Source organism: Gottfriedia solisilvae (genome assembly GCF_002128405.1).
GTDB lineage: Bacteria > Bacillota > Bacilli > Bacillales > Bacillaceae_G > Gottfriedia > Gottfriedia solisilvae.
Genome location: NZ_NETJ01000001.1, coordinates 463147 through 489774 on the forward strand (window position 1 = coordinate 463147; position 26628 = coordinate 489774).

24 protein-coding genes are annotated in these 26628 nt (G+C 31.9%); 6 read left to right on the forward strand and 18 right to left on the reverse strand.

The window, feature by feature from the left end; all coding sequences use genetic code 11:
* Positions 1 to 211 precede the first annotated feature (211 nt).
* Positions 212 to 403, forward strand: coding sequence for a hypothetical protein (locus tag CAB05_RS02230; RefSeq protein WP_087998181.1), 192 nt, complete (start codon positions 212 to 214; stop codon positions 401 to 403).
* Between the two features lie 71 nt (positions 404 to 474).
* Here CAB05_RS02230 and CAB05_RS02235 read toward each other — a convergent pair whose 3' ends face one another.
* Both CAB05_RS02235 and CAB05_RS02240 read right to left on the reverse strand, forming a co-directional pair.
* Positions 475 to 2001: an ABC transporter permease/substrate-binding protein gene (locus CAB05_RS02235; RefSeq protein WP_087998182.1), complete on the reverse strand. Its 1527-nt coding sequence runs from the start codon at positions 1999 to 2001 to the stop codon at positions 475 to 477.
* Positions 1998 to 2756: an ATP-binding cassette domain-containing protein gene (locus CAB05_RS02240; RefSeq protein WP_087998183.1), complete on the reverse strand. Its 759-nt coding sequence runs from the start codon at positions 2754 to 2756 to the stop codon at positions 1998 to 2000. Before CAB05_RS02240 ends, CAB05_RS02235 begins: the two co-directional genes overlap by 4 nt.
* A gap of 212 nt (positions 2757 to 2968) precedes the next feature.
* Here CAB05_RS02240 and brnQ point away from each other — a divergent pair, with 212 nt between their 5' ends.
* Complete coding sequence (brnQ, locus tag CAB05_RS02245) at positions 2969 to 4300, forward strand: branched-chain amino acid transport system II carrier protein (protein WP_087998184.1); 1332 nt, start codon at positions 2969 to 2971, stop codon at positions 4298 to 4300.
* A gap of 57 nt (positions 4301 to 4357) precedes the next feature.
* Here the strand turns inward: brnQ and CAB05_RS02250 are convergent, their stop codons facing one another.
* The gene (locus CAB05_RS02250; RefSeq protein ID WP_174567268.1) at positions 4358 to 5524 is read right to left on the reverse strand and encodes an alpha-hydroxy-acid oxidizing protein; all 1167 of its coding nucleotides are present in this window, start codon (positions 5522 to 5524) and stop codon (positions 4358 to 4360) included.
* Between the two features lie 179 nt (positions 5525 to 5703).
* Between CAB05_RS02250 and CAB05_RS02255 the strand changes: the two genes are divergently transcribed.
* Positions 5704 to 6180, forward strand: a complete 477-nt coding sequence (locus CAB05_RS02255) for a nucleoside deaminase (protein WP_087998186.1) — start codon at positions 5704 to 5706, stop codon at positions 6178 to 6180.
* 55 nt (positions 6181 to 6235) lie between these two features.
* Here the strand turns inward: CAB05_RS02255 and CAB05_RS02260 are convergent, their stop codons facing one another.
* From CAB05_RS02260 to CAB05_RS02270, 3 genes are all read right to left on the reverse strand, one after another.
* Positions 6236 to 6901, reverse strand: a complete 666-nt coding sequence (locus tag CAB05_RS02260; RefSeq protein ID WP_158093162.1) for a flagellar brake protein — start codon at positions 6899 to 6901, stop codon at positions 6236 to 6238.
* A gap of 84 nt (positions 6902 to 6985) precedes the next feature.
* Positions 6986 to 7408: a YkvA family protein gene (locus CAB05_RS02265; protein ID WP_087998188.1), complete on the reverse strand. Its 423-nt coding sequence runs from the start codon at positions 7406 to 7408 to the stop codon at positions 6986 to 6988.
* A 576-nt stretch (positions 7409 to 7984) separates the two neighbouring features.
* Positions 7985 to 9607 (reverse strand): ABC-F family ATP-binding cassette domain-containing protein, encoded by a 1623-nt coding sequence (locus tag CAB05_RS02270; protein WP_087998189.1) that lies wholly within the window; start codon positions 9605 to 9607, stop codon positions 7985 to 7987.
* Positions 9608 to 9803: 196 nt separating this feature from the next.
* Between CAB05_RS02270 and CAB05_RS02275 the strand changes: the two genes are divergently transcribed.
* Together CAB05_RS02275 and CAB05_RS02280 are read left to right on the forward strand one after the other, a co-directional pair.
* The gene (locus CAB05_RS02275) at positions 9804 to 10991 is read left to right on the forward strand and encodes an alanyl-tRNA editing protein (protein ID WP_087998190.1); all 1188 of its coding nucleotides are present in this window, start codon (positions 9804 to 9806) and stop codon (positions 10989 to 10991) included.
* 284 nt (positions 10992 to 11275) lie between these two features.
* The gene (locus tag CAB05_RS02280; RefSeq protein WP_087998191.1) at positions 11276 to 12505 is read left to right on the forward strand and encodes an MFS transporter; all 1230 of its coding nucleotides are present in this window, start codon (positions 11276 to 11278) and stop codon (positions 12503 to 12505) included.
* A 44-nt stretch (positions 12506 to 12549) separates the two neighbouring features.
* Here CAB05_RS02280 and CAB05_RS02285 read toward each other — a convergent pair whose 3' ends face one another.
* The 6 genes from CAB05_RS02285 to msrA all read right to left on the reverse strand — a co-directional run bounded on the left by CAB05_RS02285 (position 12550) and on the right by msrA (position 16905).
* Positions 12550 to 12849 (reverse strand): hypothetical protein, encoded by a 300-nt coding sequence (locus CAB05_RS02285; protein ID WP_087998192.1) that lies wholly within the window; start codon positions 12847 to 12849, stop codon positions 12550 to 12552.
* A gap of 240 nt (positions 12850 to 13089) precedes the next feature.
* Complete coding sequence (locus CAB05_RS02290) at positions 13090 to 13347, reverse strand: DUF1294 domain-containing protein (protein WP_087998193.1); 258 nt, start codon at positions 13345 to 13347, stop codon at positions 13090 to 13092.
* Between the two features lie 23 nt (positions 13348 to 13370).
* Positions 13371 to 13847 (reverse strand): Cys-tRNA(Pro) deacylase, encoded by a 477-nt coding sequence (ybaK, locus tag CAB05_RS02295; protein ID WP_087998194.1) that lies wholly within the window; start codon positions 13845 to 13847, stop codon positions 13371 to 13373.
* 40 nt (positions 13848 to 13887) lie between these two features.
* Entirely contained in the window at positions 13888 to 14823 is a 936-nt protein-coding gene (gene rarD, locus CAB05_RS02300; protein ID WP_087998195.1) for an EamA family transporter RarD, read from the reverse strand.
* 23 nt (positions 14824 to 14846) lie between these two features.
* Positions 14847 to 16307 carry an MDR family MFS transporter gene (locus tag CAB05_RS02305; protein WP_087998196.1) on the reverse strand — a complete coding sequence of 487 codons (1461 nt, stop codon included), beginning with the start codon at positions 16305 to 16307 and terminating at the stop codon, positions 14847 to 14849.
* 79 nt (positions 16308 to 16386) lie between these two features.
* On the reverse strand, positions 16387 to 16905 hold the full coding sequence (msrA, locus tag CAB05_RS02310; RefSeq protein ID WP_087998197.1) for a peptide-methionine (S)-S-oxide reductase MsrA: 519 nt from the start codon (positions 16903 to 16905) through the stop codon (positions 16387 to 16389).
* A gap of 305 nt (positions 16906 to 17210) precedes the next feature.
* Between msrA and CAB05_RS02315 the strand changes: the two genes are divergently transcribed.
* Positions 17211 to 17738, forward strand: coding sequence for a GNAT family N-acetyltransferase (locus CAB05_RS02315; protein WP_235821344.1), 528 nt, complete (start codon positions 17211 to 17213; stop codon positions 17736 to 17738).
* A gap of 63 nt (positions 17739 to 17801) precedes the next feature.
* On the opposite strand, the gene CAB05_RS02320 is transcribed toward CAB05_RS02315, so the two are convergent.
* The 6 genes from CAB05_RS02320 to CAB05_RS02345 form a co-directional block, all read right to left on the reverse strand.
* Positions 17802 to 18395, reverse strand: coding sequence for a YdeI/OmpD-associated family protein (locus CAB05_RS02320; protein ID WP_087998198.1), 594 nt, complete (start codon positions 18393 to 18395; stop codon positions 17802 to 17804).
* Between the two features lie 285 nt (positions 18396 to 18680).
* A complete protein-coding gene (locus CAB05_RS02325; protein WP_142283042.1) occupies positions 18681 to 20393 on the reverse strand; it encodes an FTR1 family iron permease in 1713 nt (570 codons plus the stop codon).
* A gap of 9 nt (positions 20394 to 20402) precedes the next feature.
* Entirely contained in the window at positions 20403 to 21653 is a 1251-nt protein-coding gene (gene efeB / locus CAB05_RS02330) for an iron uptake transporter deferrochelatase/peroxidase subunit (RefSeq protein WP_087998200.1), read from the reverse strand.
* A gap of 1 nt (position 21654) precedes the next feature.
* Positions 21655 to 22503 (reverse strand): iron uptake system protein EfeO, encoded by an 849-nt coding sequence (efeO, locus tag CAB05_RS02335; RefSeq protein WP_087998600.1) that lies wholly within the window; start codon positions 22501 to 22503, stop codon positions 21655 to 21657.
* A gap of 153 nt (positions 22504 to 22656) precedes the next feature.
* The gene (locus tag CAB05_RS02340) at positions 22657 to 23964 is read right to left on the reverse strand and encodes a D-arabinono-1,4-lactone oxidase (RefSeq protein ID WP_371870376.1); all 1308 of its coding nucleotides are present in this window, start codon (positions 23962 to 23964) and stop codon (positions 22657 to 22659) included.
* 325 nt (positions 23965 to 24289) lie between these two features.
* Positions 24290 to 26563 (reverse strand): AAA domain-containing protein, encoded by a 2274-nt coding sequence (locus CAB05_RS02345; RefSeq protein ID WP_087998202.1) that lies wholly within the window; start codon positions 26561 to 26563, stop codon positions 24290 to 24292.
* Positions 26564 to 26628: the final 65 nt, after the last annotated feature.

The window sequence follows — 26628 nt, forward strand, 5'->3', positions numbered from 1 at the left end:
AATCCAATAAATTAATCAACAAGTTTTTAGAAAATTTAAAATTCATAAATTATTCACAAATGGTACAAATATTGATATATCAACAATGAAAACCTTTACATTTTTTCAAAATAACTTTTCGACAAAAAACTACCCTTGAAACTATGAAAGAAATAATTTATTATTAGTTTACTTTATACAGAATTTTCAGTTAATTAACGGAGGGATAAAAATGGCTACTTTACACATTAATGGAACGATCAATGAAATCAATGAAGTATTAAAGGTAATGAGTAATCATTTTGATTTTCAAATGAAAAATCAAAAATCACCTACAAACGACTTTTTTGTTGAAACATCATCTAAAGAATGGGAGATTGATTCCTTTGTCAGTGAAATGTTAACTGGAGCTTATAATGATTAATAAGTAGTTTTTCCTATATCATCATAATAAAAAGGGATGTTCATTTTTGAACATCCCCTTTTTTTAATCATTTATTGTAATAATCCTTCACTCTTTAAGAACTCTTTCGCAACACTTTCTGCAGTTTTTCCATCAACATTTACTTGATAATTCATGTTTCTCATCTCATCATCACTAATTTTATTTTGCAATTTATTCAGTACTTTTTCAATCATTGGATATTTTTCAATTGTTTCACTTCTTAGAAGTGGTGCACATTGATACGGCGGAAATAATTCTTTATCATCTTTTAAAACTTTCATATCGTAACTATCTAACTCACTATCTGTTGAATATGCATCTATTATTGAAATATCACCTGATTGAATTGCTTGATAGCGTAATTTTGGTTCCATTGTCTTTAAATTTGGCAAATTTAAACCATACAGCTTTTTTAAACCGAGATAACCATCTTCTCGATCTGAAAATTCTAATGTAAATCCTGCTTTTAATTGATTCGCGTATTTGACTGCATCAGATATCGTTTCGATACCATACTGATTAGCTACTTTTTCTGGCATTGCTAAAGCATAAGTATCGTTAAATTTCATCGGTGCTAAAAAACTCATATTATATTTTTTAACTAAACCATTTTTAGATTGCTCATAAACTTCACTAGCATTATTACTAACAGCCTTTTCTTTCAAAAATGTAGATACAACTGTACCTGTGTATTCAGGATATATGTCTATATCTCCATTTTTCAGCGCATTAAAAACAAATGTAGTTTTTCCAAAATTAGGTTTAACTTCAACCTTTAAGTTTGTTTCATTTTCAATCATTAGCTTATACATGTTCATAATGATTTCCGGTTCTGCCCCTAATTTACCAGCGATCACAATATCAGTTTTATTCCAAGCTTGGATCGTTATTGGTGAGATACATAATGCTAATATGATAAAACCAGTCGTAACCATTCGTAATGAAAAACTTTTAAAACTTGATTTTTCTAGTATTCTTAACAAGAAATCAAAAAATATTGCTAAAATGGCAGCTGGAATCGCGCCAATTATAATTAAATTCATATCATTTCGATCAATACCGAGTAAAATCAAACTGCCTAATCCACCTGCTCCAATGAGTGCAGCAATCGTTGCTGTTCCAACGATTAAGACCATTGAAGTACGTACGCCTGCCATAATAACAGGTAAGGCTAATGGTAACTCCACTTTTACTAGTCTTTGAGAATTCTTCATTCCTAGTCCAGTAGCCGCTTCCAACAAGATTGGATCAATCTCCTTTATCCCGGTATATGTATTTCGTAATATCGGTAAAAGAGCGTATACACTTAATGCAATAATAGCAGGAACTTTTCCAATACCAACTAACGGAATTAATATGCCTAATAAAGCTAACGAAGGAATTGTTTGGATGATTGCTGTACTGCCTATTACGTATTCTGATAAGATTTGCTTTCTTGATAAATAAATACCAATTGGGATAGCAACTACAATCGCAATTATTAATGACAAAAGTGATAATTGAACATGTTCAATCAAAGCAGTAGCCAACTGCTCTTTTCGATTACCAAATGTATCTAAAAATGAAGTGAGAATCATAATGAGACTCCCCCTTCCACTACATTTTTTTCCCTATAACGACGAATAAATTGTTCAACAAATTGGTTTTTAGGTTGATTAATCAATTCTTCCTTTGTCCCAATTTGAACAAGTTCACCATTATGCATGATGCCAATTCGATCTCCAATATAAAATGCCTCATCTAAATCATGTGTAACGAATAAAATTGTTTTCTTAATTTTATCCTTTAATAACTTTAATTCCTTTTGTAATTGTTCACGTGTCACCGGATCTAAAGCACTAAAAGGTTCATCCATTAATAACACACTTGGATCTGCAGCCAACGCTCTTGCAACCCCTACTCTTTGTTGCTGACCTCCTGACAAGTCTGCAACAGATCTTTGCTTAAATTCCTCAGGTACTAAATTAACTAATTCCAATAATTCGTCGACCCGCTCTTTGATCCGATTTTTATCCCACTTTTTCAACTGAGGTACAATCGATATATTTTCTTCAACTGTAAAATGTGGAAACAATGCGATTTGTTGCATGACATAGCCGAAATCTCTTCTTAATTCATAAATATCTGTATCAACTATATTTTCATTATTAAACAAAATCACACCATCAGTAGGATTCAGTAATCTGTTTAATAATTTAACTGTCGTCGTTTTACCGCACCCACTTGGACCAATTAATACTACACATTCTCCCTTTTCAATCGTAAATGATAAGTCTGAAACTGCATATTTGCCATTTGAATGTTTAAACGATATCTCTTGAAATTCAATCATTGTTGTCCTCCCAAACTATATACTTACTAAATATATAGTTTAAGGACAAGTTTACTTATGCTACTTATCCATAAAAATTGGACATAGTAACATAAATTTTAAAAATTTCTTGAATATTAATTGAATTTTTTATTTTAGTATAGTAATTGGAAAATATATTTGATAGAATGAAATCTACTTTTTATTTGCAACTATAGATCGAGGTGAATTGTTTGAATTCTTTATCTAAAAAAGAAATTTTATTTATGGGTTTTATGCTATTTTCAATGTTATTTGGTGCAGGAAACCTAATCTTTCCTGCATATTTAGGACAAACTGCTGGGGAGAATGTTTGGCAAGCAGTTGCTGGCTTCATTGTTTCAGATGCAGGACTTGCCGTATTGGCATTTATTGCAATTGCGAAATCAGGTTCATTCGATACATTAGTGAACAGAGTAAATCCGATTTTTGCCTTACTTTTTCCATTAGCTATTTATCTATCAATTGGGCCAGGACTTGCTATTCCTCGTGCAGGAAGTTTAGCTTATGAAATGAGTATCAAACCATTTCTATCAAATTCAATCGAATCATCACCAATCGGTTTAATGATTTATACTATTGTATTTTTTAGTATTGTGTATTGGTTTGCGAAATCTCCTTCAAAATTAATAGACAGGTTTGGCAAAATTTTAACGCCATCATTGCTTATATTAATCATTATTGTATTTATTAAAGCTTTGTTTACTGATTTATCAAGCTTTAATGAAGCTACATCTGTCTATAAACATCATCCGATTTCTCAAGGATTTTTAGATGGTTATCAAACAATGGATGCAATCGCTGCATTAATATACGGTATTGTGTTTGTTACAATTTTCAAAGGTAAAGAGATTACTAATCAGAAATTGCAAGTTAAATACTTAGCGATATTTGGAATCATTTGTGGCATTCTACTAACCTTTACTTATTTAATCATTGCTTATTTAGGTGCTTCTACTGAGATTTCTGGTACTGTTGATAACGGTGCGATTGTATTAAGTACAGTACTACATCAGTTATTTGGTAATAGTGGAACAATTGTTTTAGGTCTTATTTTTACACTTGCATGCTTAAGTGTTTGCATTGGTCTAATTACTTCATGCGCACAATATTTTACAAGTATCTTTCCAAAATTAACTTATCTTAACTGGGTAGTTTTATTATGTGCGATTAGTGCCTTTGTTGCGAATCTTGGTCTAACTCAAATTTTAAAAGTTTCTGTTCCTGTACTTGGATTGTTATATCCAATGGCCATTGCATTAATTGTACTTGGGTTAGTACATGATAAAATCCCATTTAATTATCGCTCTGTTTATGTGATGACAATCGGTTTTGTTGGTTTATATAGTTTCATCGAAATGATTAATCATACATTTTTAAATGGAATTCTTTCTGACATACTAGCTTATATTCCTATGCAAAGTAATGGTTTTGGATGGATCATCCCTGGTTTAGTTGGGTTTATTATTGGTGCTTCCATGAAAAGTAAAAATAATTCAAAACCAAATTTTAAAAATGTAGCATAAAAAAAGTCCTAGTTAACTAATAAAGTTAATTAGGACTTTTTCTTCTATTTCTTGTAATTATGAAAGATTTGATTCTTTGATTAGTAAGGATGCGTTCAATTCACTTATACTCTTTTGTCCTGATAATGCCATTGTCAGATCAAAGTCGGCTATGATGTTTTTCATAACTTGCATGACACCATCTTTACCTCCAAGCGCTAATCCATACATAAACGGACGGCCAATTAAAACTGAGTTGGCTCCAAGCGCTAAAGCTTTATAAACATCTGCTCCTCTTCTAATTCCACTATCAAATAAAATTGGTATTTTCCCTTTTAACTCTTTACTAATCATTTCTAAAGCGTCTAAAGAACTAATTGTTCCATCTACTTGTCTTCCTCCGTGATTTGAAACGATAATTCCATCCATTCCACTTTCATATGCTAGTTTTGCATCTTCTTTATGCAAAATACCTTTAAGTAAAATTGGTAAGTTCGTTTGCTTTCGAAGAAACGCTAAATCATCCCATGTAAGTGCAGGATTTCCAAATAATCTCGTCCAAAGCAAAATGGCTGATTCAATATCTTCTTTAGGAGATACATTTAATCTTGAACAAAAAACTGGATCCTCTAAGTAATTTGCGATTCCTTGTCCAAGTAAAAAAGGTAAATACGCATTTTCAATATCTTTTTCTCTCCAACCCATCATTGGCGTATCTAGTGTTACGACTATTGCTTCATAACCACATTTTTCCGCACGTTTGACCATACTTGCAGTTATATCCATATCATTGCTCCAATACAATTGGAACCATTTTGGTGAATCATCCAATACATCTGCAATTTTTTCTAATGAAAAACTTGCAGCAGTACTCGCGATATAAGGGATCTTTAAAGCTGCTGCTGCTTCTGCTGACTCTAATTCCCCGTTTGGATGTGCAATCGTCTGAACCCCAATTGGGGCAAATAATATTGGTGATTGATAGGTTTTTCCAAATAACTTTACACTGATATCTCGTTCAGATACATTACGTAACATTCTAGGTACGATTTTCCATTGATCAAATGCTAATCTATTTTCCTTCATTGAGCGTTCTTTCCCAGCCCCACCAGCTATATAATAAAATGAGCTTTCATCTAATTGTTCATGTGCTAATTGTTCCATTTCTTCAAAAGAAACAGGCAGATCACTCTTTCTACCACTACTATAAACTTGAAATTGAACATTATTTCCGTAGTTATTCAATACAAACACACCCTTAGAATACATTTTTGTAAGCGTTTACTTATTTCTAAACAAACTACTAAATTCCCTCTATTTTTTATAGTAAATAATTCGACATTCCTCGTGAATTGAGTTGTCATATTTACACTTTTTAGTTCATAAAATGATTAAACATTTGACTATGAACGGTGGTGTTGTGAATGAAACACACTGATTGGATAAAACTTAGCGTAAGACTTGCTTATGAAAATTTATTAAATAAAAATGGTGGGCCTTTTGGAGCAATAATTGTCAAAGATGGTAAAATTATCGGAGCTGGCGTAAACAGTGTGACAACCTTAAATGATCCAACTGCTCATGCTGAGGTGCAAGCAATTAGAGATGCCTGTTTAAATATCGGAACCTTTACTCTAAAGGATTCTGTTTTATACACTAGTTGTGAACCATGTCCGATGTGTCTTAGTGCAGCATATTGGTCTAGAATCTCTAAAATTTATTATTTTTTCACGAAAAAAGAGGCAGCTGCAATCGGTTTTGATGATGCACATATTTATAATGAATTATCGTTACCATATGAAGATCGCTCAATTCCGAGTGAACAAATATTCATTCCGGTAAATGATAAGGAAAATCCATTTATCGTGTGGATTAACGATGAAAATCGTACAAATTATTAATTTAGATGAGTTTATCCTCATTAAAAAAAGGTTGTCAATATGACAACCTTTTCGTTTATAAATCGTATTTCAATGATTGTATTTGTAATCGTTGTTGTTCCATCGTGTATTTTACAATTTTTTGTCTATCTTGACTAGTCAATTTACTATACATTAATGAAATTAACTGCATTTCATTTGATTCCGCATCATGTATTCTTACAATTGTTGATTCAACTTTAACTTCTTCGTTTAAGGAATTTTCGAATTGTAAATTCATTAATAAGACAACATTCTGGTTTACTTGTAATGGAATTGACTTTGGAATATGAATCGCAACTCCTCCAGCACTGATATCCTGTGATAAAGATTTTAATGGTGTAAACTCTCCTTCAATTGGAAGTACTGTGATTTCAGTAGTAGATGGTATGCGAAAGAATCTTCTTCTTTGCTCTTTTACCAATTCATTTTCATTAGGTTTATTAAAAACCATTACAGGAACTGTTTCATGTAAAGATTGGATATATGTTAAGTTACAGGTATAAAGTTCTAATCTTTTAGTTAGAAATAAAATTTTAAAAGTTGAATTTCTCGTAAATATAGCATTTCTACCTGTCATTTCATTAATTGGTATATCTAAATGAAGCTGTTGGTCAAGTATATCTACTAGTCTTGATTTATAATATAAAATTTGATCATCGATCTTTTCTTCGATAAAGACCGTATCTCCTATTGATAGCACGCTATACATCCTTCCTTTGAAAAAAATTTACTAGATGGTTATATAACGTTTATCGACATAATTTATTAATTGTTAATAAAATGATCAATCTTCTTTATCAAGTAGTTCATTTTCCTCTTGTTTTTTATTTTTCCAAATTTTAAATTTCTCAATGTCAGTGTTTAATTGTTTAAATGTGAAGGCTAGAATTGTTGCATCATCCAATAGTCCCAATCCAACCAGAAAATCGGGCATAGCGTCAATCGGGCTTACAAAATAAAGTAAAGCTGCTATAACAGTTAATATTGACTTAGTGGAAATATCTCTATAGCTACCGTTAATATAGGCTTTAAATAAATCGATAAATAAAATGACTTTTTCCCAAGCATCACCTAGTGCACCCTTTTTCTTTGGTGCTAATTTCATTGCTTTTTTTAGTAAATCAGACGACTTTTCTTTATTTCCAAGATAGGAAGAGGCATTTTTGAGGTATTTTTGAAAAAATTTGTTTTTATCTTCATTAGTCATAGTTACTCCTCCTTTTTGTTTTAGTTTATCAAATCGTAAATGAAGTGAAAAGTAATAAACAATTCATTCTCTAATAAGCCTTAAATATGAGAATTTGTTGATTTCCACTTCAGGATGCTCGTTTCCATGGGGCAGGCGCTGAGCCTCCTCCTTCCGTTCAATCTTTGTGAGTAAATCAGAGTATCCTAAGAGAAATCTTATTAATACTGCCTGTATTAAATAAGCTGTAAATCCTTAATAATGAAAAACTACTTTTTATCCCTTTGTCTCAACAACTTCTATATTAAAAATCGATGGATAATTCCTTGTCTTTGGGCACATGCCTCGCAAGTATTTTCTTTACCATTCAGTTTTATACTATAAACAAATATACAATTCTTACACTCCATAAAGTACTAATTCTAACTTACTGACATATTAAATTGACTTCCAGAAAAATATTTATCTCGATTTAATTAATAATTAACTTGGTGTTTTCATCATAAAAACAAAAGGACCAAATCATAAGTGACTTGGTCCTTTTACTACTGTATCCTTTAACTGAATCTATAAAGAATGAGATCAGTAGTATTTATATTATTTTTTATATAATGATTCTACTTGTTTTTGTAATTCTGTGTTCTCTAAGAATTCATCATAAGTGCATTCTTTGTCAACTAAGCCGTTTGGTGTTACTTCGATGATGCGGTTAGCGATTGTTTGAATGAACTGGTGGTCATGTGATGTGAATAAAGCAGTTCCTTTAAATGCAATTAGGCCATCATTTAGGGCTGTGATTGATTCTAGGTCTAAATGGTTTGTTGGATCATCTAGTACTAGTACATTTGCTCCGCTTAGCATCATTTTTGATAACATACAACGAACTTTTTCTCCCCCAGATAGAACTGAAGCTTTTTTCATTACTTCTTCTCCAGAGAATAACATACGACCTAGGAATCCGCGAAGGAAGCTTTCAGATTCGTCTTGAGGTGAGAATTGTCGTAGCCATTCAATTAGGTTAAGTTCACTATTTTGGAAGAACTCAGAGTTATCTTTTGGGAAGAACGCCTGTGAAGTTGTAATACCCCATTTAAATGAACCTGTATCTGGCTCCATTTCACCCATTAAAATTTTAAATAGTGTCGTAATTGCAACGTCATTTTTACCAACAAAAGCAATTTTATCGCCTTTATTTACAGTAAAACGAACATTATCAAGAACTTTTTCACCGTCAATTGTTTTAGAGATTCCTTCAACCGTTAATAAATCATTTCCAACTTCTCTTTCAGGTGTAAAACCAACGAAAGGATAACGACGAGATGACGGACGAATATCGTCAAGTGTAATTTTATCTAAAAGTTTTTTACGTGAAGTAGCTTGTTTTGCTTTTGATGCATTTGAACTAAATCGTGCAATAAAGCTTTGAAGTTCTTTAATTTTTTCTTCTTTCTTTTTGTTAGCGTCACCCATTAATCTTTGAGCTAATTGGCTTGACTCGTACCAGAAATCATAGTTACCAACATAAAGTTGAACTTTACCAAAATCAAGGTCAGCCATATGAGTACAAACTTGATTTAAGAAATGACGGTCATGTGATACAACAATAACAGTATTTTCAAAATTGATTAAGAAATTTTCTAACCATTGTACAGCTTTTAAATCTAAGTTATTCGTAGGCTCATCTAATAAAAGAATATCTGGTTGACCAAAAAGCGCTTGAGCAAGTAATACTTTTACTTTTTCGCCTGCTTGTAATTCACTCATTTTTTTATCATGAAGTGCTTCCGTGATCCCTAAGCCTTTTAATAAAATAGCAGCTTCAGATTCTGCTTCCCAACCATTTAATTCTGCGAATTCACCTTCAAGTTCTGCAGCTTTCATGCCATCTTCTTCGGTAAAATCTTCTTTCATATAAATAGCATCTTTTTCTTTCATGACCTCATACAGACGAGTATGACCCATAATAACAGTTTGAAGTACTTCAAATTCTTCATATTCGAATTGGTTCTGTTTCAAAACTGCTAAACGCTCACCTGGCGTAATAATTACATCGCCTGTTGATGGTTCGATATCTCCTGATAAGATTTTAATTAGCGTAGATTTACCTGCACCATTTGCACCGATTAATCCGTAACAATTTCCCGGTGTAAATTTTATATTAACGTCATCAAATAATTTTCTGTCCGCAAAACGCAAACTAACATTACTAAGTGTAATCATTGTTTTCCTCCAACTCTCTTTTGCTCTACTCTTAACAATACCATATTTTTTAGTAAAATTAAAACCTTTCTATCAGACTTACTTGTTATACGATGAAAAGTTTAGATATTCTGAAACAAATTTTTATAGTAAATATTTTTGTTTTTCACAAACTCTCTATATAATAATCTTAAAGTAAAAATAATGAGGTAAGATTATGGCACAAAAACTATATTATGAACAGTCCACATTGAAAGAATGGACAACTTCCATCGTTGATATACAAGAAATAGATGGGCTTTACCATATTAAATTAGAAGATTCTGCATTTTACCCTGAAAGTGGTGGTCAACCATCTGATTCTGGGACAATTGACGGAATAGAATTAATCGAATGTATTGATCATGATACTGAAGTCATTCACGTTTTAAGAGAAAAGCCGAAAACCGATACAGTGAAATGTGTCATTGATTGGGATAGAAGACTTGATCATATGCAACACCATAGTGGCCAGCATCTTCTATCTGCTGCGATTATAGAATTGTATGATATTCCAACGATCAGTTTTCATCTTGGTAAAGATACGGTCACAATCGATTTGGATACACCTAGTCTGACATCAAATCAGTTAATCCAGATTGAGCTAGCAGTTTACCAAAAAATTATCGAAAATAACGAGATTAAAACATATTTCGTCAAAAAAGATCAACTACATACACTTAACCTACGAAAATTACCAAAGGTAAATGATGAGGATATACGAATTGTAGAAATAACAGATATTGATGTTTCAGCTTGCTGTGGAACACATGTCAAACAAACAGGTGAAATTGGTTTGCTTAAGTTGCTGAAAACTGAAAAAGTCAGACAATCTACCCGTCTTCATTTTAAATGTGGGAATCGTGCACTTGAAGAATTTCAAAAAACAAATCAAATAGTATCAAGCATCAATCAATTATTTAATACAAATTCAGAGCAAATAAAAGATAAAATTGAACAAACTATTTCAGAATTAAAGGAAGCTCAAAAAGAAATTGATCGTCTAAAAGCGTTAATATTTGATTCGATCTCCAATGAATGTTTAGTAAATGCTAAAAATGGGATCATTTTCCAATCATTTACTGAAGAAGACATGAAGGATTTGCAATTACTAACAAAAATAATTCAAAATAAACAGCCTTCGATCATTATTTTTACAAGTTTAAAAGACAATAGACTTTTATTTTTGAATCAAACAGGCAGTGATTTACATTGTGGGAATGTAATTAAAAATATCCTTTCTCAAATCGATGGCAAAGGTGGAGGAAATTCACAGCAAGCACAAGCTACATTTGATTCTTCTTCTAAATTAAAAGAAGCAACTAATTTACTGTTACATAATCTTGAATATGAGATAGAAGAATAAAAGCCTTTATAATGAATACACTAAACAATTTTCCCTTTTTCCATAAAGTGGGAAACTATACCAAAAACGAATTTCTCCCTACTTCTCAGGTAGTTTTACTACTTAAAATAAACGTTTTTTACCAGTGAGAAAATCTAAATTTTGTACTACACTACACTCAGTTTTGAAGCCAAAAAGGCTTCTTTTTTTTGATAAATTTTAATTTTTTTAATAGTTTTTTTATCCTATATTTGAGATAATAGCTAAAGTCTTAGAAATATTCTTAGAAAAAGAGGTTTTTATAAATGTGGAGAAACCGAAACGTTTGGATTGTTCTAATCGGAGAATTTGGAGCTGGAATCGGATTATGGGTTGGAATAATTGGGAATCTTGATTTTATGCAACAGCATGTCCCTTCCGATTTCTTTAAATCTCTTATTCTCTTTTTTGGATTACTTGCAGGTGTAATTGTTGGTCCATTAGCTGGTCGATTAATTGATCAACATTCAAAGAAAAAAATATTATTAATTAGTGGACTTGGTCGAACATTAAGTACAATCATCATGTTTATTGCAATTCATTATGAAAATATTATTTTTATGGTTTTATTTTTAGTATGTTTACAAATATCGGCAGCATTTTATTTTCCAGCGCTTCAAGCGGTTATTCCACTAATTGTGAAAGAAGATCAATTGTTATCCTTAAATGGGATACATATGAATATTTCAACAATTGCCCGAATTGCCGGCACATCAATTGGTGGTATTTTAGTTGTCGCAACAAGTTTAACGAATGTTTATGGAATTAGTATGCTGGCTTATGCATTTCTTTTTATCATGACATTCTTCTTACGATTTGAAGAACAATCGAAGGTTCAAGTATCATCAGATGTAAAAGTAAATAATCCGAAACAAAAAGAAGGTTTTACGGAAATATTCCGTTTAATTCGAAGTACACAAGGTGTATTAAATTTAATTATTTTAAATATTATCCCTCTTTTATTTATTGGCGGATTTAATTTAATGGTAATTGAGATCAGTGATTTACAACATAATGACTCTATAAAAGGACTTATTTATACATTTGAAGGTATATCCTTTATGCTCGGTGCATTTATCATTAAACGATTAACTAAGAAGTTCTCAAATACAGGGTTATTATATTTTTTCACAACGATGGTGGCTATTGCTCATTTAACACTATTTTTTGCAAATATTCACTGGATGCCAATTGTTTCATTTTCACTTTTCGGATTAGCAGTTGGATGTTTCTTCCCTGTTTCATCTACCCTATTCCAAACATCAATTGACAAGACATATCATGGTAGACTTTTTTCATTTAGAAGTATGTATGAACGAGTTATGTTTCAAGTTGTATTATTAAGTACTGGCCTGTTTTTGGATACTATTGGTCTACGATATATGGTACTAATATTTGGTGCTGTCTCATTGATGATTATCAGTAAATTATATGTAAATGAGAAAAAATACAAACAAGCAGAATCATTAAAAGACACACAAAATATATCAGTCTAATAAAAAAGATGAATACTGTCATAAGTATTCATCTTTTTCTAATTTTAATATCCATAAGCTTTTAAAAACTCATTTACACTTGAAAATAATGACACGACTTCCCAACTTTTTTCAAACTCATACGCAGTACAAACTTCTCCAGTTAACTGGTTGATAAATATGACATCATCAGTTTCATCTTCAAACCCAATGATTAACCAATTTTCATCCCATTTCACTTTTCTACTTAAATCTTTCACTGCTTCATCTACGTTTTCTTCATTAATAAAGTAGATTGTCATATTCTCATTTGATACTTCATTAATACCAAGTCCATTTAATCTTGCAAACCATTCTTTTTTCATTTCATTTCCCCACTTCCAATAAAGAAAGCCTGTAATCAAAGAAATGATAACAGGCACTCTTTTTTACTGTTGAGCTTTATTTTTTTTAGATTCAGCTAAATTTGACTTATCCTCATAATTTGGTTGTTTTTGCCCAGCGTTATTTGTTCTGCCGCCTTTTCCACGTCCCATTACTATCGCCTCCTTACTAATTGCTATATAAATATTTTGTGCAATTAATAGGAGACTATCCGAAAGAAATTAGAAAAAGAAGAAGTACAAAACACATTGGATAAATAAAATAATCCAATATCCAAAGACAAATTTTGGATGCTTTGTTTTATGACGGAAATAGTACATGGCTAAAATCGACCCGATTGATCCACCGATAATCGCTAATAAAAACAAGATTCGTTCAGGAATTCTCCAAAGTTTTCGTCGTGCACGGTATTTATCAATTCCCATTACTGTATAAGATAGTATATTTACAATGATTAAATAACAATAAAAATAATTCATTTTTAGATCCCTCAAAACTTCAGTCATTTTGCAACTTTTGCTAGTTTGCTTCGAGTTGTTTGTATTAAATCATTCACATTCAGTTGAAGTTGTATACCTATCTTTCCACCACTAACAATAATCTCAGTTAATCGGTCCGCAGATTGTTCAATAATCGTTGGAAATTGCTTTTTCATTCCGATTGGAGAACATCCTCCACGAACATATCCAGTGTTGGTTAGCAAATCTTTTACTGGTAATAATTCCAGCTTTTTTTCTCCCGCTACTTTTGCCGCTAATTTTAAATCTAACTCTTTTTCTACTGGAATGACAAATACATAAATTGATTTAGACGGCGTAATAGACACTAATGTTTTAAACACCATTTCTGGTACTTTCCCAATTTTATTTGCAACAGATACGCCATCAATCTTTCCATCAGTAACTTCGTATGAAAAAGTTTGATATTGTACTTTTTTTGAATCTAATATTCTCATTGCATTCGTTTTACTTCCAGACATTGGTACTCCTTTCAATGCATTCAAACGCATTAATCAAGCTTTATGCTGACATTGATTGTTTTTTGTTTTGCTTTTTAAATTTTTGCTCAATAGATTTCATAAATGGCGTATTTGAAATAGAGAAGAATAGACATGCTACCCATATAAATGAAAATGAAATCATATCAGTACGAGTAAAGCTTTCACCGTATAATAATACACCAATTAACAAGCTAATTGTAGGCGAGATAAACTGTAAGAAACCTACATAAGTGTATGGAATTAATTCTGTTGCTTTTCCGAAAAATAATAAAGGTAAAATTGTTACGAAACCTGCACCGACCAATAGTAATTGCTCAATTGGAGCACTCTTAATGAATCCTGCATCTCCATTTGCCGATAAGAATATGAAATAAATAAGTGCTACCGGGAAAATTAATAAAGTTTCAATTGTTAGACTAAAAAATGCTTCTATTTTTAATATTTTCTTTAAAAGTCCGTAAAAAGCAAACGTTAAAGATAAGCAGATCGCTATAATTGGCAATGTGCCAGAAGTGATCGTTAAATACCCCACACCAATTGTTGCGAGACAAACGGAAAAAATTTGCCAAAATGACAATTTTTCTTTTAACACAATTACGCCAAGTATAATACTAACTAAAGGATTAATATAGTACCCTAAGCTAGCATCTAAAATATGATTTGAGTTTACTGCCCAAATATAAAGTAGCCAATTTGTACTGATTAACAATGAAACCAATATCATTGAAAACAAGACTTTTTTATTTCCAAGTACTTGTTTCCAAGTTTCTTTGAATTCTGTTTTTTTTCTAATTAAAAATATAAAAATCAATAACGTTACAAATGACCACATGATTCGGTGTGTTAGTATTTCAAAAGGTGCAATATCCTGCACAAGCTTCCAATAAATTGGTAAGATGCCCCATACGACATAGGCAAACACGCCATACAATATCCCTTTCATGGTTGAGTTCATAATTTCCCAGCTTTCTTTATTTATTATTGAGCCACTTCAACTTTCTTTTCTTCGGAATGCATTTTAGGTAAAAATAATACAAAAATAAATGTGATTACACTAAAAATTGCCATTAAAAGGGTAATTGTTTGAAATCCTGCAGTAACTGCATTTTTAATAGATTCAGATACTACATGTTCTCCAGATTGACTATGTGCACCTAAAACTAATTTCTGTCCATTTAAAAAGCTAGAAGCCTTTAGGGTAAAAATTGTCCCTAAGATTGCGACTGTAATTGTCTGACTAAATGTATTCAGAAATGAATTTGCTGCAATTGCAATTCCTCTTTGGTTTGTTTCAACAGCAGAAGAAATGATGATCATATAAATTGGAAATGATAACCCAAAACCTAATCCTAGAAAGGCATTACATACATAAACAAAAAATTCTACATTATGCAGTCCATATAAACCTAAAGAACCGATCATACAAAAGAATGTACCAAATAAAATGATTTGTTTTGCTGACAGCTGTTTAATCAGACGTCCAGACAAGAATGAACCAATTGTCCAGGAAAAAGATAATGGTATTAACATTAAACCAGACTCTGTGGCACTTTTTCCAAAGACACTTTGATTATATACTGGTAAATACACTTCGATTCCAATTAGTAATGCATGTGCAACAAACATCGCAGCATATGTGACGACTAAATTTTGAATCTTAAATAGTGATAAAGGTAATAATGGTTCAATTGCTTTCGTTTCAACATAAAGGAAAAGTACAAAGAAAATAATTGCAATACTAAATAGAAATATTAGATTAGGAGAACTCCAATCCCCCTTCTCTCCCCCTACTACTAAAGCATATAAAACAGATAATGTACTGATGATAAATAAAATAGTACCTAAGTAATCAATCGAAATTCGTTTTGTTTGTTCAACTTTTTGATGGTAGAATTTCCACAATATATAAGTAGACAATATACCAAATGGAATATTAATAAAAAAGATAAATCTCCATGATATAAAATCTACAAAAAAGCCACCAACTAAAGGTCCTATTACACTTGATACAGCCCATACAGCACTAATAAACCCTTGAACCTTTGCACGCTCTTGATATGGATATAGATCGCCGATTACTGTCATTGTAAGTGGCAATGCTGCCCCAGCACCTATTCCTTGAATAGCTCGAAACGTTATTAACTGACCCATATTCTGTGCAAAACCACATAAAATCGAACCTAACACAAACATTAGTATTCCGAAAATTAATAAATTTTTACGGCCATATAAGTCAGATAATTTCCCATAGATTGGGGTCGTTACAGTCATAGCCAACATATATGCTGCAAAAATCCAACTCATTAAATTGACACCTGAAAGATCTGACGTAATTGTAGGAGTAGCAGTCGTTATGATTGTACCTTCAATTGCCGCTAACGTTACCGCTACTAGTAATCCAACAGTAACATACTTTCTATTCGTCTGTTTTAATTCCATAATTGCTATCTCCTTTCAATTTTCTTCAAATGAATATTCTTAAAATAATAGAAGCCCAAATGAGCTTCTATTTTTTAACTTATTTCCAATTTTGGTTAATGAACTCATCTCTACCAGACATCGCACGATCTTCTTTATAGTGCTTTGGATTTTTCTTATGATAATCTTGGTGATATTCTTCAGCCTCATAAAATGTTGATGCTTGCAAAATTTCTGTTACGATCGGCTTTTTAAAACGTGAACCTGCAATTAGCTCTTCCTTTGAAGCTGTAGCTTCCGCAAGTTGAGATTCATTATGAACAAAAATTGCTGCTCGATATTGAGGACCTCGATCTTGGAACTGTCCATCTGCATCTGTTGGATCAATTTGTGGCCAAAATAGATCCAATAATTTCTTATAAGGAAATACTTCATCGTTAAACGTAATTTGAACTACTTCATAGTGCCCAGTACTACCTTTTTTAACTTCTTCATATGTTGGATTTTCTAAGTGTCCTCCCATATAACCCGATACAATACCGTGTATGCCCGGTAGGTCTTCAAATGGTGTTACCATACACCAGAAACAACCACCTGCAAATGTTGCTTTTTGTAGCATTTGTATATCCTCCTTCAAACGTTTTAGTTTACATAATATTTTTATGTATAACTACATTTTTTCTTATACTTTATCATATCGCTTTTAATATTTATTTAAAATATTTTAGCTCAAATTTGATTAATTTTTAATGTTCATTCTTAAAGCTAGATAAACTTCATACTAGATCATGTTTCAATCAACATAAAACTCAGGATTTATTTATGTTTCTAAATCAATTTTTTATGATTTTATAGATAAAAAAAGGTTATATTACCTTCCTGTTGAATGTTAGATTAACAACTGTTTTGAAAGGATGAAAATCATTGTCTGAAAACAAGCTACAAAAATCAATTATTCGTACAGCTCGTATCGAGGATTCAGCTGCGCTATTAGATATTCAACGAGAAGTTGTTGCAGAAGGCCAATATTTTATTTCGGTTTCTGAAGAATTTAATAAAACTGTAGAAGAACAACTAGAATGGGTTAAAAATACGCTAGAAAATGAAAGAGAAACATTGTTAGTAGCCGAAGTAAATGGTGAGATTATTGGATGGATTTGTTTTAACACACAAAATCGAAAACGTTTATCACACACTGGCTCATTAGGAATTATGGTAAAAAAAGAAATGCGTAACGCTGGGATTGGAAGATTATTATTAGAAGAATTACTAATATGGGCTAAGAAGAATCCATTTATTGAAAAAGTTAGTTTAGCGGTGTTTGCTACAAATACAAGAGCTATTACATTATATAAAAGTTTGGGGTTTGTTGAAGAAGGACGTAAAGTGAAAGAATATAAACTAAATGATCATGAATATTTGGATGATATTTTGATGTGTATATTCGTTTAATCAACATGAAGGGACCTTAAAAGGTCCCTTCATGTTTGGCAATTTATCAAAGGATCTAGCACCCTAATCTTTTAAACCTTTTCCATCAAGGATTTGCGGTATATATTTTTCTACTCTTGATACTCTTGTTTTAGATTGTTTAGGTGCAGCAAAATAAAGAAGATATGCTCTCTGACGGCCAGGCGTTAATTCTTCAAAAGCAGTTTTCAATTCAGGCATTTCATCTAGTTTCATTTGAAATTCTTCAGGAACTATGTATTCCGTATTTTTTTTAAACTCGACTTCCAGCCCAGATTTCTCAACCTCTATGGCTTCATAAATATATGCTTTCAAGATTTCTTCCATATCAATTATTTGTTGTACATTGGTAAATCGAATTTGGCGAGCCGACTGTACATTCTCCGTTTGTTGGATTAAGATCCCCTTTTCATCCTTTAATAAGGCACCTTTATGAAATAAAAGCGCACAATACTCTTTAAATCCATGAATTAACACTATATTTTTATCTTCAAATGTATAGCAAGGATGCATCCACTTAAATTCTTCGGTCAGATCACAATCAAGGACGATTTTTCTCAAATTTTCAAATTCTTCTTGCCAATTTTTAGTCTTACTTAAAAATGCATCTACTTTTGGATTTAATTTTCTCTCTGTCATAAAACACCTCACACTAATTCTTCTATCAATTTTAAAAATTACTTAACTATACCTCAAAACTTGGATTTTCGATTTCTAACAAACATTCTTTCCATCATGTTTTCTATCAAAATATCCTTTTCTATTCTTTTTAAGAATTGTTTCTACTTTTGAATTTTACTATACATATTTTTATTATTCTACACGTATTCAGGGTAGTTTTTGAAAAATTATAAATAAAAAAAATGGCAACCAATATTCATTAGTTGCCATTTTCTTATGTTGTTCTCATCAAAATAGATCCTACTATGCTGAGATCGATTGTTTTTTACTGCCGATTTTAGTTCCAACAAATAACCAGATCACAAATAGCAATAATATGATTTGTGGTATTGCACTTTCAAATGAAGGATAAATCCCTATTTTTGGTATAGTTGGTAGTTTTGTAGACATGTGGTTTGGTAAGTAACCAATGCCTTGTAGCGCATGAATACTTTGCCCAATAAATTTAAACGTTAAATAGTAAATACATAAACTTGCAATTAAGAAAAATGGTTTTAGTGGTATTAGTTTACTTCCTTTCAATAGGATGAAACCGATTATACTTAGAATCAATATACCACCAGCAAATCCAATAAATAATTCTTTCATTGAGATTGATGAACTCATCCCTATGTAGAATACTACAGTCTCTGCGCCTTCTCTAAATACTGCAAAAAATGATAGTAAACTAATTGATAGAATTCCACCGCCAGCTAAAGCAGCTTGCGCCTTTTCTTTCATTGTTTTTCCATACTCTTTTTGATTTGATTGTTTATGCAACCAAAGTCCAACTGTTAACATGAAGACAACGGCAATTAAACCGGAAACACCTTCAATTAGTTGATTACTGATACCTGCTGAAATTTTAGATAATAAGAACTGGAATAATGCACCCGCAACTAAGCTTGCAAGAACCCCAAAGGCTCCACCAATGAAGATCCATTTACGAGCAGCGACTTGATTATTTTTTGAAACTAGTGCAAGTAACGCAGATATAATAATCAACGCCTCTAACCCTTCACGAAAAACAATTGTACCAGCATCAAACATTGAATACGAATTTTTCTCAGTAGCCATATTTAAGTTTGTCTGAATATGTTTTAATGTTTTCATCGTTTGATTAGAGTTTGGTTTGTCGGATATTTGTGATAAAGCGATTGTTGTATCATTTTCAATTTGTTTGTACAGTTCCATTGAATTAGCTTGAACAACAACCTCTACATAAGGCCAATCCTGAACGAACTCTGTAAATGCATCTTGTGCTTTTTTTGGTTCATCTGAATTGATATACTCAATCGTTTGATCAATTAATCCAATTGCTTTCTCAATACTTACGTCTTTATTTGAATCAGTTGTTGGATGATTTAAAACATCAATTAATTTTGTTAAGCTACTTGTTACTTTCTTACTGTCCTGCTTTGATGAAAATAATGCAGATCTAGTTGTAATCATATTTGATTCAATTGCACCGTAGAAACCAGCATTCGCTTTTCTTAAATCATTCTCGATTTTATACCATTCAACCTCGAACAATTTATATTGTTTTTTTGCTTCTACCCAATTTGAATCAGTTGAATAAGACTGAACTTTTTCAAGATGGAATGTTAGTTTCTTTAAATCAATTTGAGATAAATCTTTCGTTACATTCGTATTTTTTATCCAATTTTCGGTCTCAAAAGCAATTTCACGGATATCTTCAGTAATAGCTGTGATATCATTACTTTCTAAATCTTCAAGAGCATGATTTACGAGCTTATTTAATTGATCCGTTTTCTTTTCATTTTCAATTAAACTTTTAATCGATTGTAAATCTGCTTTCACTTTATCTTTTTCCCCGTTTTTAACTTCAGTTAAGGAATTCCCAATATGTGAAAGTACTTGTTCTTGAACATCTGTTTCTGCAAATATTTTCTGAATTGGACTATTCATAAATAGGATAAATAGTAAAGTTATGAAAAGCGTTGTTATTTTCTTCATTGTTGTCACCTAGATTAAACCTTCTCCAATATAACTGCCTTTCTTTACACCACCAAAACATGCAAAGACAGCACTTCCATTATGTTCAATATATTCATTTAATAAGTCCATTTTCGCTAATTTTTCTTGTAAAGGTATGAATTGCTTCTCAATATCTTGTTGGAAACTAACAAATAATAATCCTGCATCTAGTTTACCTGTTTGAATATCTAATCCATCTGTATATGAATAAGATCTTCTTAGGATTTTCACTTTACCATTCCCTCTAGCTAAGGCAACATGAGAATCTGCTGGAATCATTAAATTACCATTTGAATCTTTTTTCTTAACATTCAGTTCTGCAAATTCATCCTTTTCGCCAAGTGGTGCACCAGATTGACGATGACGTCCAAACGTTGCTTCTTGATCATTTAAAGTGCTACGATCCCATTCCTCAACACGAATACGAATTCTACGTGCCACTAAATAAGATCCACCAGCTAACCATGTTGGTGTATTATCATTTTGAATCCAAACATGCTTATTCATTTCATCTTTATCTTTCGGATTTGGATTTGCAGTACCATCTTTAAAGCCCATTAAATTTCTTGGAGTGCTTCCAGATGGATCCGAACCTTGTGAACGTTGAAATCCATGTTGCATCCATTTTAAAGATACAATGCCGCGGCCAATTCGAATTAAATTACGAAGTCCATGAAATGCAACTTGTTGATCATTCGCACAAACTTGAACAGCAATATCTCCACCATTCCACTCTTCTCTTAAATCGTCTCCTGGGAAATGTGGCAAATCTTTTAATTGGCTTGGGCGTTTTGATTGTATTGATAATTTATCGAAGAAACTAGGTCCTACACCAAATGTGAAAGTCAGTTTCATCGGTTGAAGTCCAATTGCTTCTCCAGTATCTGCTGGAGGTGATGACAGTACATCTGAATCTCCAATCTCTTTTCCTTCACTAAGTGTAGCTGCCGCTTCTGTCCATTTTTTAAATAAAGTTTTTATCTCATTTTTTGATGTCGTTTCTAGTTGAAATGATGCTAAATACATAAAGTCTTGAGCTGGCGTTGTAATCCCTTGTTGGTGCTCACCATAAAATGGAAGAAGTTCACTTGCATCCACCTTATTGGGTGTAAAGAAATTTGTAACTTTATCAGTTGCAGCCTCTATTCCAGTTGCACCAATTAATAATCCCGCTCCACCTACACCTATTAACTTAAGTGCATCACGTCTTGTAACTTTATTCTTTTCTAAGTTTGACATATTAGTTTACTCCTAATGTTGAGCCAACTTGAGAGATTGGTTCTGCAAGCGCATCAACTTGTTGTGCTAATTTTTTCACTTCATCTTCTTTTAACTTCGTGTAATCGATATATTGTTCACCATTTTTATATGAATCCAATGATGTCATTAATTCTTTAAAGCGGTCATCAATAGTAGTCGCTAACTCAGCATCTTTTTCCTTTAATTTAGGTAAAACTAATTCAATTACTTTGTGTGAGCCTTCTACGTTTGCTGCAAAATCAGCTAAGTCTGTATGTGAATAGCGTTCTTCCTCACCAGTAACTTTTGATGAAGAAACTTCATTTAATAATTCTACAGGACCTGTCACAAATAGAACTGGATCAATTTCAACTGTTTCTACTTTCGCACGTAAATAATTAGCGTCCGTCATTAATTGTTTCGTATATTTTTCTAGACCTTTTGTTGTTTTATCTACCCATAATACTTGTTCAATTTTGTGGAAACCAGTCCACTCTTCAGCTGGTACGTCACCTTCACGTGCATCAATTTTTGGATCTAAATCACCAAATGATTCTGCAACTGGCTCAATTCTTTCAAAATAAGATCTGCTAATTGGATATAAACGTTTTGCTTCTTCTATATCACCTGCATTGATTGCATTAACGAATAATTGAGTTGATTTTACGAATTCTTCTGTTTGTGAAACGACAAAGTCACGATAACTATTAATCTCAGTATCTAGCTTTACTTTTTCTACTACATTTTTATCCTTTTGAACTTTACTAGTTTCTTCAGTTTTTTGTGAGCACCCTGCTACCATAAGGCTTGTTGCAATTGAAAGTGCGATCAAAGTTGTTTGCTTCTTCATCATTTTTTTCCTCCAGAATGAATCATACTCTTTATGATTTTATAAATGTATTGAAAACCATTATCATCTAACATCATATTATAACTGATAATAATTTTCAATGAAAATTTCATAAAAAATGACAGCAAGCCAAAACCTCCTGTCATTAATACATTATCCTATATTAAATAACTTCCCTAAATATGCATTAACAAATACGTTTTTGGGATCAAGTTTACTTCTAATTTCAAGGAATTGCGATAAATGAGGGTATAAGTTCTCCAATTGTACTATTGTCATGTTATGCATTTTTCCCCAGTGTGGACGTCCACCATAGCTTTGAAGAATTTCTTCAATTCGATAGAAATAATCCTGATGTGGCATTCCTTTATACATATGAATTGCAATATAAGCAGAGTCACGTGCTGATGCAGGACTAATCATAAAATGATCTGCTTTTACAAATCTACATTCAATTGGAAAATGTACATTGAATTTATTTTTTATAATTTCTTCTTGAATCTCTTTCGTTGCATCAACCATATAGACTTTTGGAATACTGTATTCCATTTCATTAAATTTTACATTTCGAACTGTAGAAAACAGTTGAAAACTTGGTCCTACCATTCTAGAGTTTGGTACATTCTTGGCACTTAATCTACTAATCATCCTACTAGTTTTAGGTATATTTCTACTAATTTCACTTAAAAACCAAAATACATTATTTTCAATGGTTGCTACTTTCCATTTTTCGAACTTAAAAGAATGATTCTTTGTTCTAGTTTCATTCATCAGTTTTACTTGTATATTTTTTGAGTAAGGGAACATATAAAATTCAAAATGCTCATTTTCATTCTTCATTTCTTCAATGCGGTGATATAATTCTACTGTTTGAATCTTTTTACTTTCATAACGATATGTAGTAGCAGGTTTAATTCTAATTTTCATTTTTACTACAATCCCAAGTAACCCTAGTGAAACACCAATTGCTTTATATAGATCTATATTCTTTATTTTCGAACAAACTAACACTTCACCATTAGGTAGAACAATTGTTAATTCTTCAATTTGTGTGGCTAAAATTCCATGCTGTACACCAGTACCATGTGTACCTGTTAATAATGCTCCAGCAATAGATTGAACATTAATATCGCCTAAATTTTCCTGGGCAAAACCAAACTCGTATAATTCTTGCCCAAGTCTTTCTAATTTTGTTCCTGCCCATACTTCAGCAATTTGTTTTTCTTTATCTATTGAAATGACACCTTGTAATTGGTCAAGAGAGACGAGGAAATCAGTTGTTGATATTAGCGGGGTAAAGGAGTGACGTGAACCTACTACTCTTATTTTCTTATTTTCTATATTTGCTTTTTTTACGATCGCTACAACTTCTTCGATCGAATTTGGTGTAAAAATATGTTGTGGATTAAACTTCACACTACCAGACCAATTTTGCCAATAACCGCTTTTCATAGGAAACACCCCTTATCTCCTTTGTATGGTGTAAAAATAGTTGCTGATTTCGTTTTGGCAAATCACTGTCAATTGTGTAAATCGTTAAATGTTTTAAAACTTGTACTTATTTCATAGATTTAGTAGCTACTAGAATTTCATTCGATTTGACTACTTTGCAATTACATTTGTATAAAAACATCAAATCCAAGAAAAGCACATGGCATAGACAAGTTTCGCAACACGGTCCGTTCGAGCATTTATACACCTATCCCGATGCAATTTTTTTATTAATTTATGCAAAAAATCAATGTAAAAGAATAAAAAAATTACATGGAATACAATCCATGTAATGTTAATAATCTATAAATCCTTTTAATGTTCTTATTGTATTGGGACTATTTAATCTAGCAGTAAATATAGACTGATTCATCGTATGGTGACAGTAAGGATGTCCATACCAAAGGATTTCATTATCAATAATAATGAGTGGTTGAACAAATTCTTTTTGGATAAATTTCCACTTTTTTTGGTTTTCATAATTAGACTCACTAATGAACGTGATCGGAACGTCAATTTCATTCAGAAGTTTACGAAATTCATTAGACATTGAAGACAAATTCGGCATTGATACAGTTAGATTTTTTTTGATATTTCGAAGATCATTTATAAATTCCTCGTTCCATTCGGATATATCATTTGGAAAGAACTTCAATCTTTTAGAAATACTATGTGAAAAAACTTTTTCAAATTCATTTTTTTCAATTTTATATTCCTTTTCTATTTGATATTCAATTAATTTTCGAACTGTTTTCTCACGACTTGTCTTGTTCTTCATAAATGGAATATCTGTTATGTGAATAAATTTTCCTTTTGCCCTCGTTAATGCAACATTTATTAATCGATCACTATTTTGGTCCGTTAAGATATATCCTGGAGAATATTGTGGCTTCGTATCGACGGTATCAAAAATGATTACATCACATTCTGAACCTTGAAATCGATGAACTGTTGCAATTTGAATTGGCAAATCTTTATATTTTGTTTTCCCAATTGTATCTTTATGCAGTTCAGTTAATAGTTTTGATTGTGCTCTATACGGCGTTACAACGCCAATTGACTCAACTCCATCTATTATACTTGTGAGCATACATTGTGTGGCGATTATTGCTGAGCCTAAATTGTATCTAGAGTTAGTATTTGAATCTTTGAGAGCATATGTGTTTAAAAACTGCGCGTTCACTAAACAATTTGCTTTCATAGGAAATGGGCGATGTTTTGAAATCTCTTCCCTCTTTTTAACAGTTGGGTGATCAAATACTAAAGAATGGTAGATTTCCTTATTTGTAAATCCTGATATATTCGGATGCATCCTTCTTTGTTTGTTCAGGAGAACTAGATTTTCTAAACTTTCCCCATTATTAATTTTTTGCACGATCCCTGCATGATGAAATAAATCTTCCTGAAGCCATTTTTTTACATATTGATTTTGATAACAAGTAGCAATTGGGGGTAATTGTTTGAAATCCCCACATACTACAATTCTCTTTCCTAATGTTGCTGCAAAAGCAATTTGAGGCGTATAAGCCATACTAATTTCATCAACAATGACCAAATCAAATTGTCGCATGTAGATTAAAGGGTCGATTGAACACTTTGATAATGTAGTACCTACTACCTTTGCTTGTTCAATCAATTCTTTTTCTTTTTCACGAATCTCACCACGAAGCTTGTTCAGCTTATTTTGGATTTTGCTTAACTCGTGTAAGTCACCTCTTGAAGCGACTCCTCTTTTCGCTTTTCTAATCATTGTAGATTTTCGATCATCCAAATTTTCTAACTCTATTTGAACAGACTGATCCTCTACCTCTACAAGCTTAGATGAGAGGATACCATCATGTTGTAGGAGTACTTCATCTTTTGTATATCCATAACGGACAATATCTCCACTTTTCCATTTGGCATTTTCTTCAAGCTGCGCAATCACATTTTTCATTAAAACATCAACAGCAGCATTTGAATGAGCGATAACTAGTACTGATTTATTCTTTTCATAATGCTTTAATATCATATTCGTCAAATTATAAGATTTACCAGTACCAGGTGGCCCCCAAATATAGGTCGTTGCATTATAGAACGAACGATAAATACATTCCTTTTGTACCGAACTACCATTTTTTAATTTTTCAAGATGCTTTGGCTTTGAATTTGCATTCATAAGTCTCATAATTCGTTTTTGTTTATCTCGATAATCTTTTATTTCATCAAGTCTTTCTATTAATTGATCTAGCAATTCCCAAGGTTCACTGAATAATTCAGCGTATGGAATGTTAGACTTAAGATTTTCATTTATCTTTATTTCTAATTGCAACCCTTTACTAGAAAGGATTTCGCCTTGATAATCTTGGTTTTCAATTTTTATGCGGACTGGAGTTCCATCTGGGACAAACACCTCGGAATAGACAGTAAATAATACAACTGTACTTTGACCTATATCATATAGCGGCGTACCTCTTGTTAATAAATGTCCCCTACCGCCATGAAATTTTAAGAAATTCCGCTCTGCTTCCAACGCGATTTGCCATTCTTTTATTAATTCTTTCACATCGTTAGTATGTTTCACTTGCATATCTTTCACCTAATTTGTTTTAAATTCCAAAAGTAATTATTCGTAATTAAACAATCATACACTAG

Coding starts and splice junctions, on each gene's coding strand:
- CAB05_RS02230 (WP_087998181.1), top strand. CDS start 212: ATGGCTACTTTACACATTAATGGAACGATCAATGAAATCAATGAAGTA.
- CAB05_RS02235 (WP_087998182.1), bottom strand. CDS start 2,001: ATGATTCTCACTTCATTTTTAGATACATTTGGTAATCGAAAAGAGCAG.
- CAB05_RS02240 (WP_087998183.1), bottom strand. CDS start 2,756: ATGATTGAATTTCAAGAGATATCGTTTAAACATTCAAATGGCAAATAT.
- CAB05_RS02255 (WP_087998186.1), top strand. CDS start 5,704: ATGAAACACACTGATTGGATAAAACTTAGCGTAAGACTTGCTTATGAA.
- CAB05_RS02265 (WP_087998188.1), bottom strand. CDS start 7,408: ATGACTAATGAAGATAAAAACAAATTTTTTCAAAAATACCTCAAAAAT.
- CAB05_RS02270 (WP_087998189.1), bottom strand. CDS start 9,607: ATGATTACACTTAGTAATGTTAGTTTGCGTTTTGCGGACAGAAAATTA.
- CAB05_RS02275 (WP_087998190.1), top strand. CDS start 9,804: ATGGCACAAAAACTATATTATGAACAGTCCACATTGAAAGAATGGACA.
- CAB05_RS02280 (WP_087998191.1), top strand. CDS start 11,276: ATGTGGAGAAACCGAAACGTTTGGATTGTTCTAATCGGAGAATTTGGA.
- CAB05_RS02285 (WP_087998192.1), bottom strand. CDS start 12,849: ATGAAAAAAGAATGGTTTGCAAGATTAAATGGACTTGGTATTAATGAA.
- CAB05_RS02290 (WP_087998193.1), bottom strand. CDS start 13,347: ATGAATTATTTTTATTGTTATTTAATCATTGTAAATATACTATCTTAT.
- ybaK (WP_087998194.1), bottom strand. CDS start 13,847: ATGTCTGGAAGTAAAACGAATGCAATGAGAATATTAGATTCAAAAAAA.
- rarD (WP_087998195.1), bottom strand. CDS start 14,823: ATGAACTCAACCATGAAAGGGATATTGTATGGCGTGTTTGCCTATGTC.
- CAB05_RS02305 (WP_087998196.1), bottom strand. CDS start 16,307: ATGGAATTAAAACAGACGAATAGAAAGTATGTTACTGTTGGATTACTA.
- msrA (WP_087998197.1), bottom strand. CDS start 16,905: ATGCTACAAAAAGCAACATTTGCAGGTGGTTGTTTCTGGTGTATGGTA.
- CAB05_RS02320 (WP_087998198.1), bottom strand. CDS start 18,395: ATGACAGAGAGAAAATTAAATCCAAAAGTAGATGCATTTTTAAGTAAG.
- CAB05_RS02325 (WP_142283042.1), bottom strand. CDS start 20,393: ATGAAGAAAATAACAACGCTTTTCATAACTTTACTATTTATCCTATTT.
- efeB (WP_087998200.1), bottom strand. CDS start 21,653: ATGTCAAACTTAGAAAAGAATAAAGTTACAAGACGTGATGCACTTAAG.
- efeO (WP_087998600.1), bottom strand. CDS start 22,503: ATGAAGAAGCAAACAACTTTGATCGCACTTTCAATTGCAACAAGCCTT.
- CAB05_RS02345 (WP_087998202.1), bottom strand. CDS start 26,563: ATGCAAGTGAAACATACTAACGATGTGAAAGAATTAATAAAAGAATGG.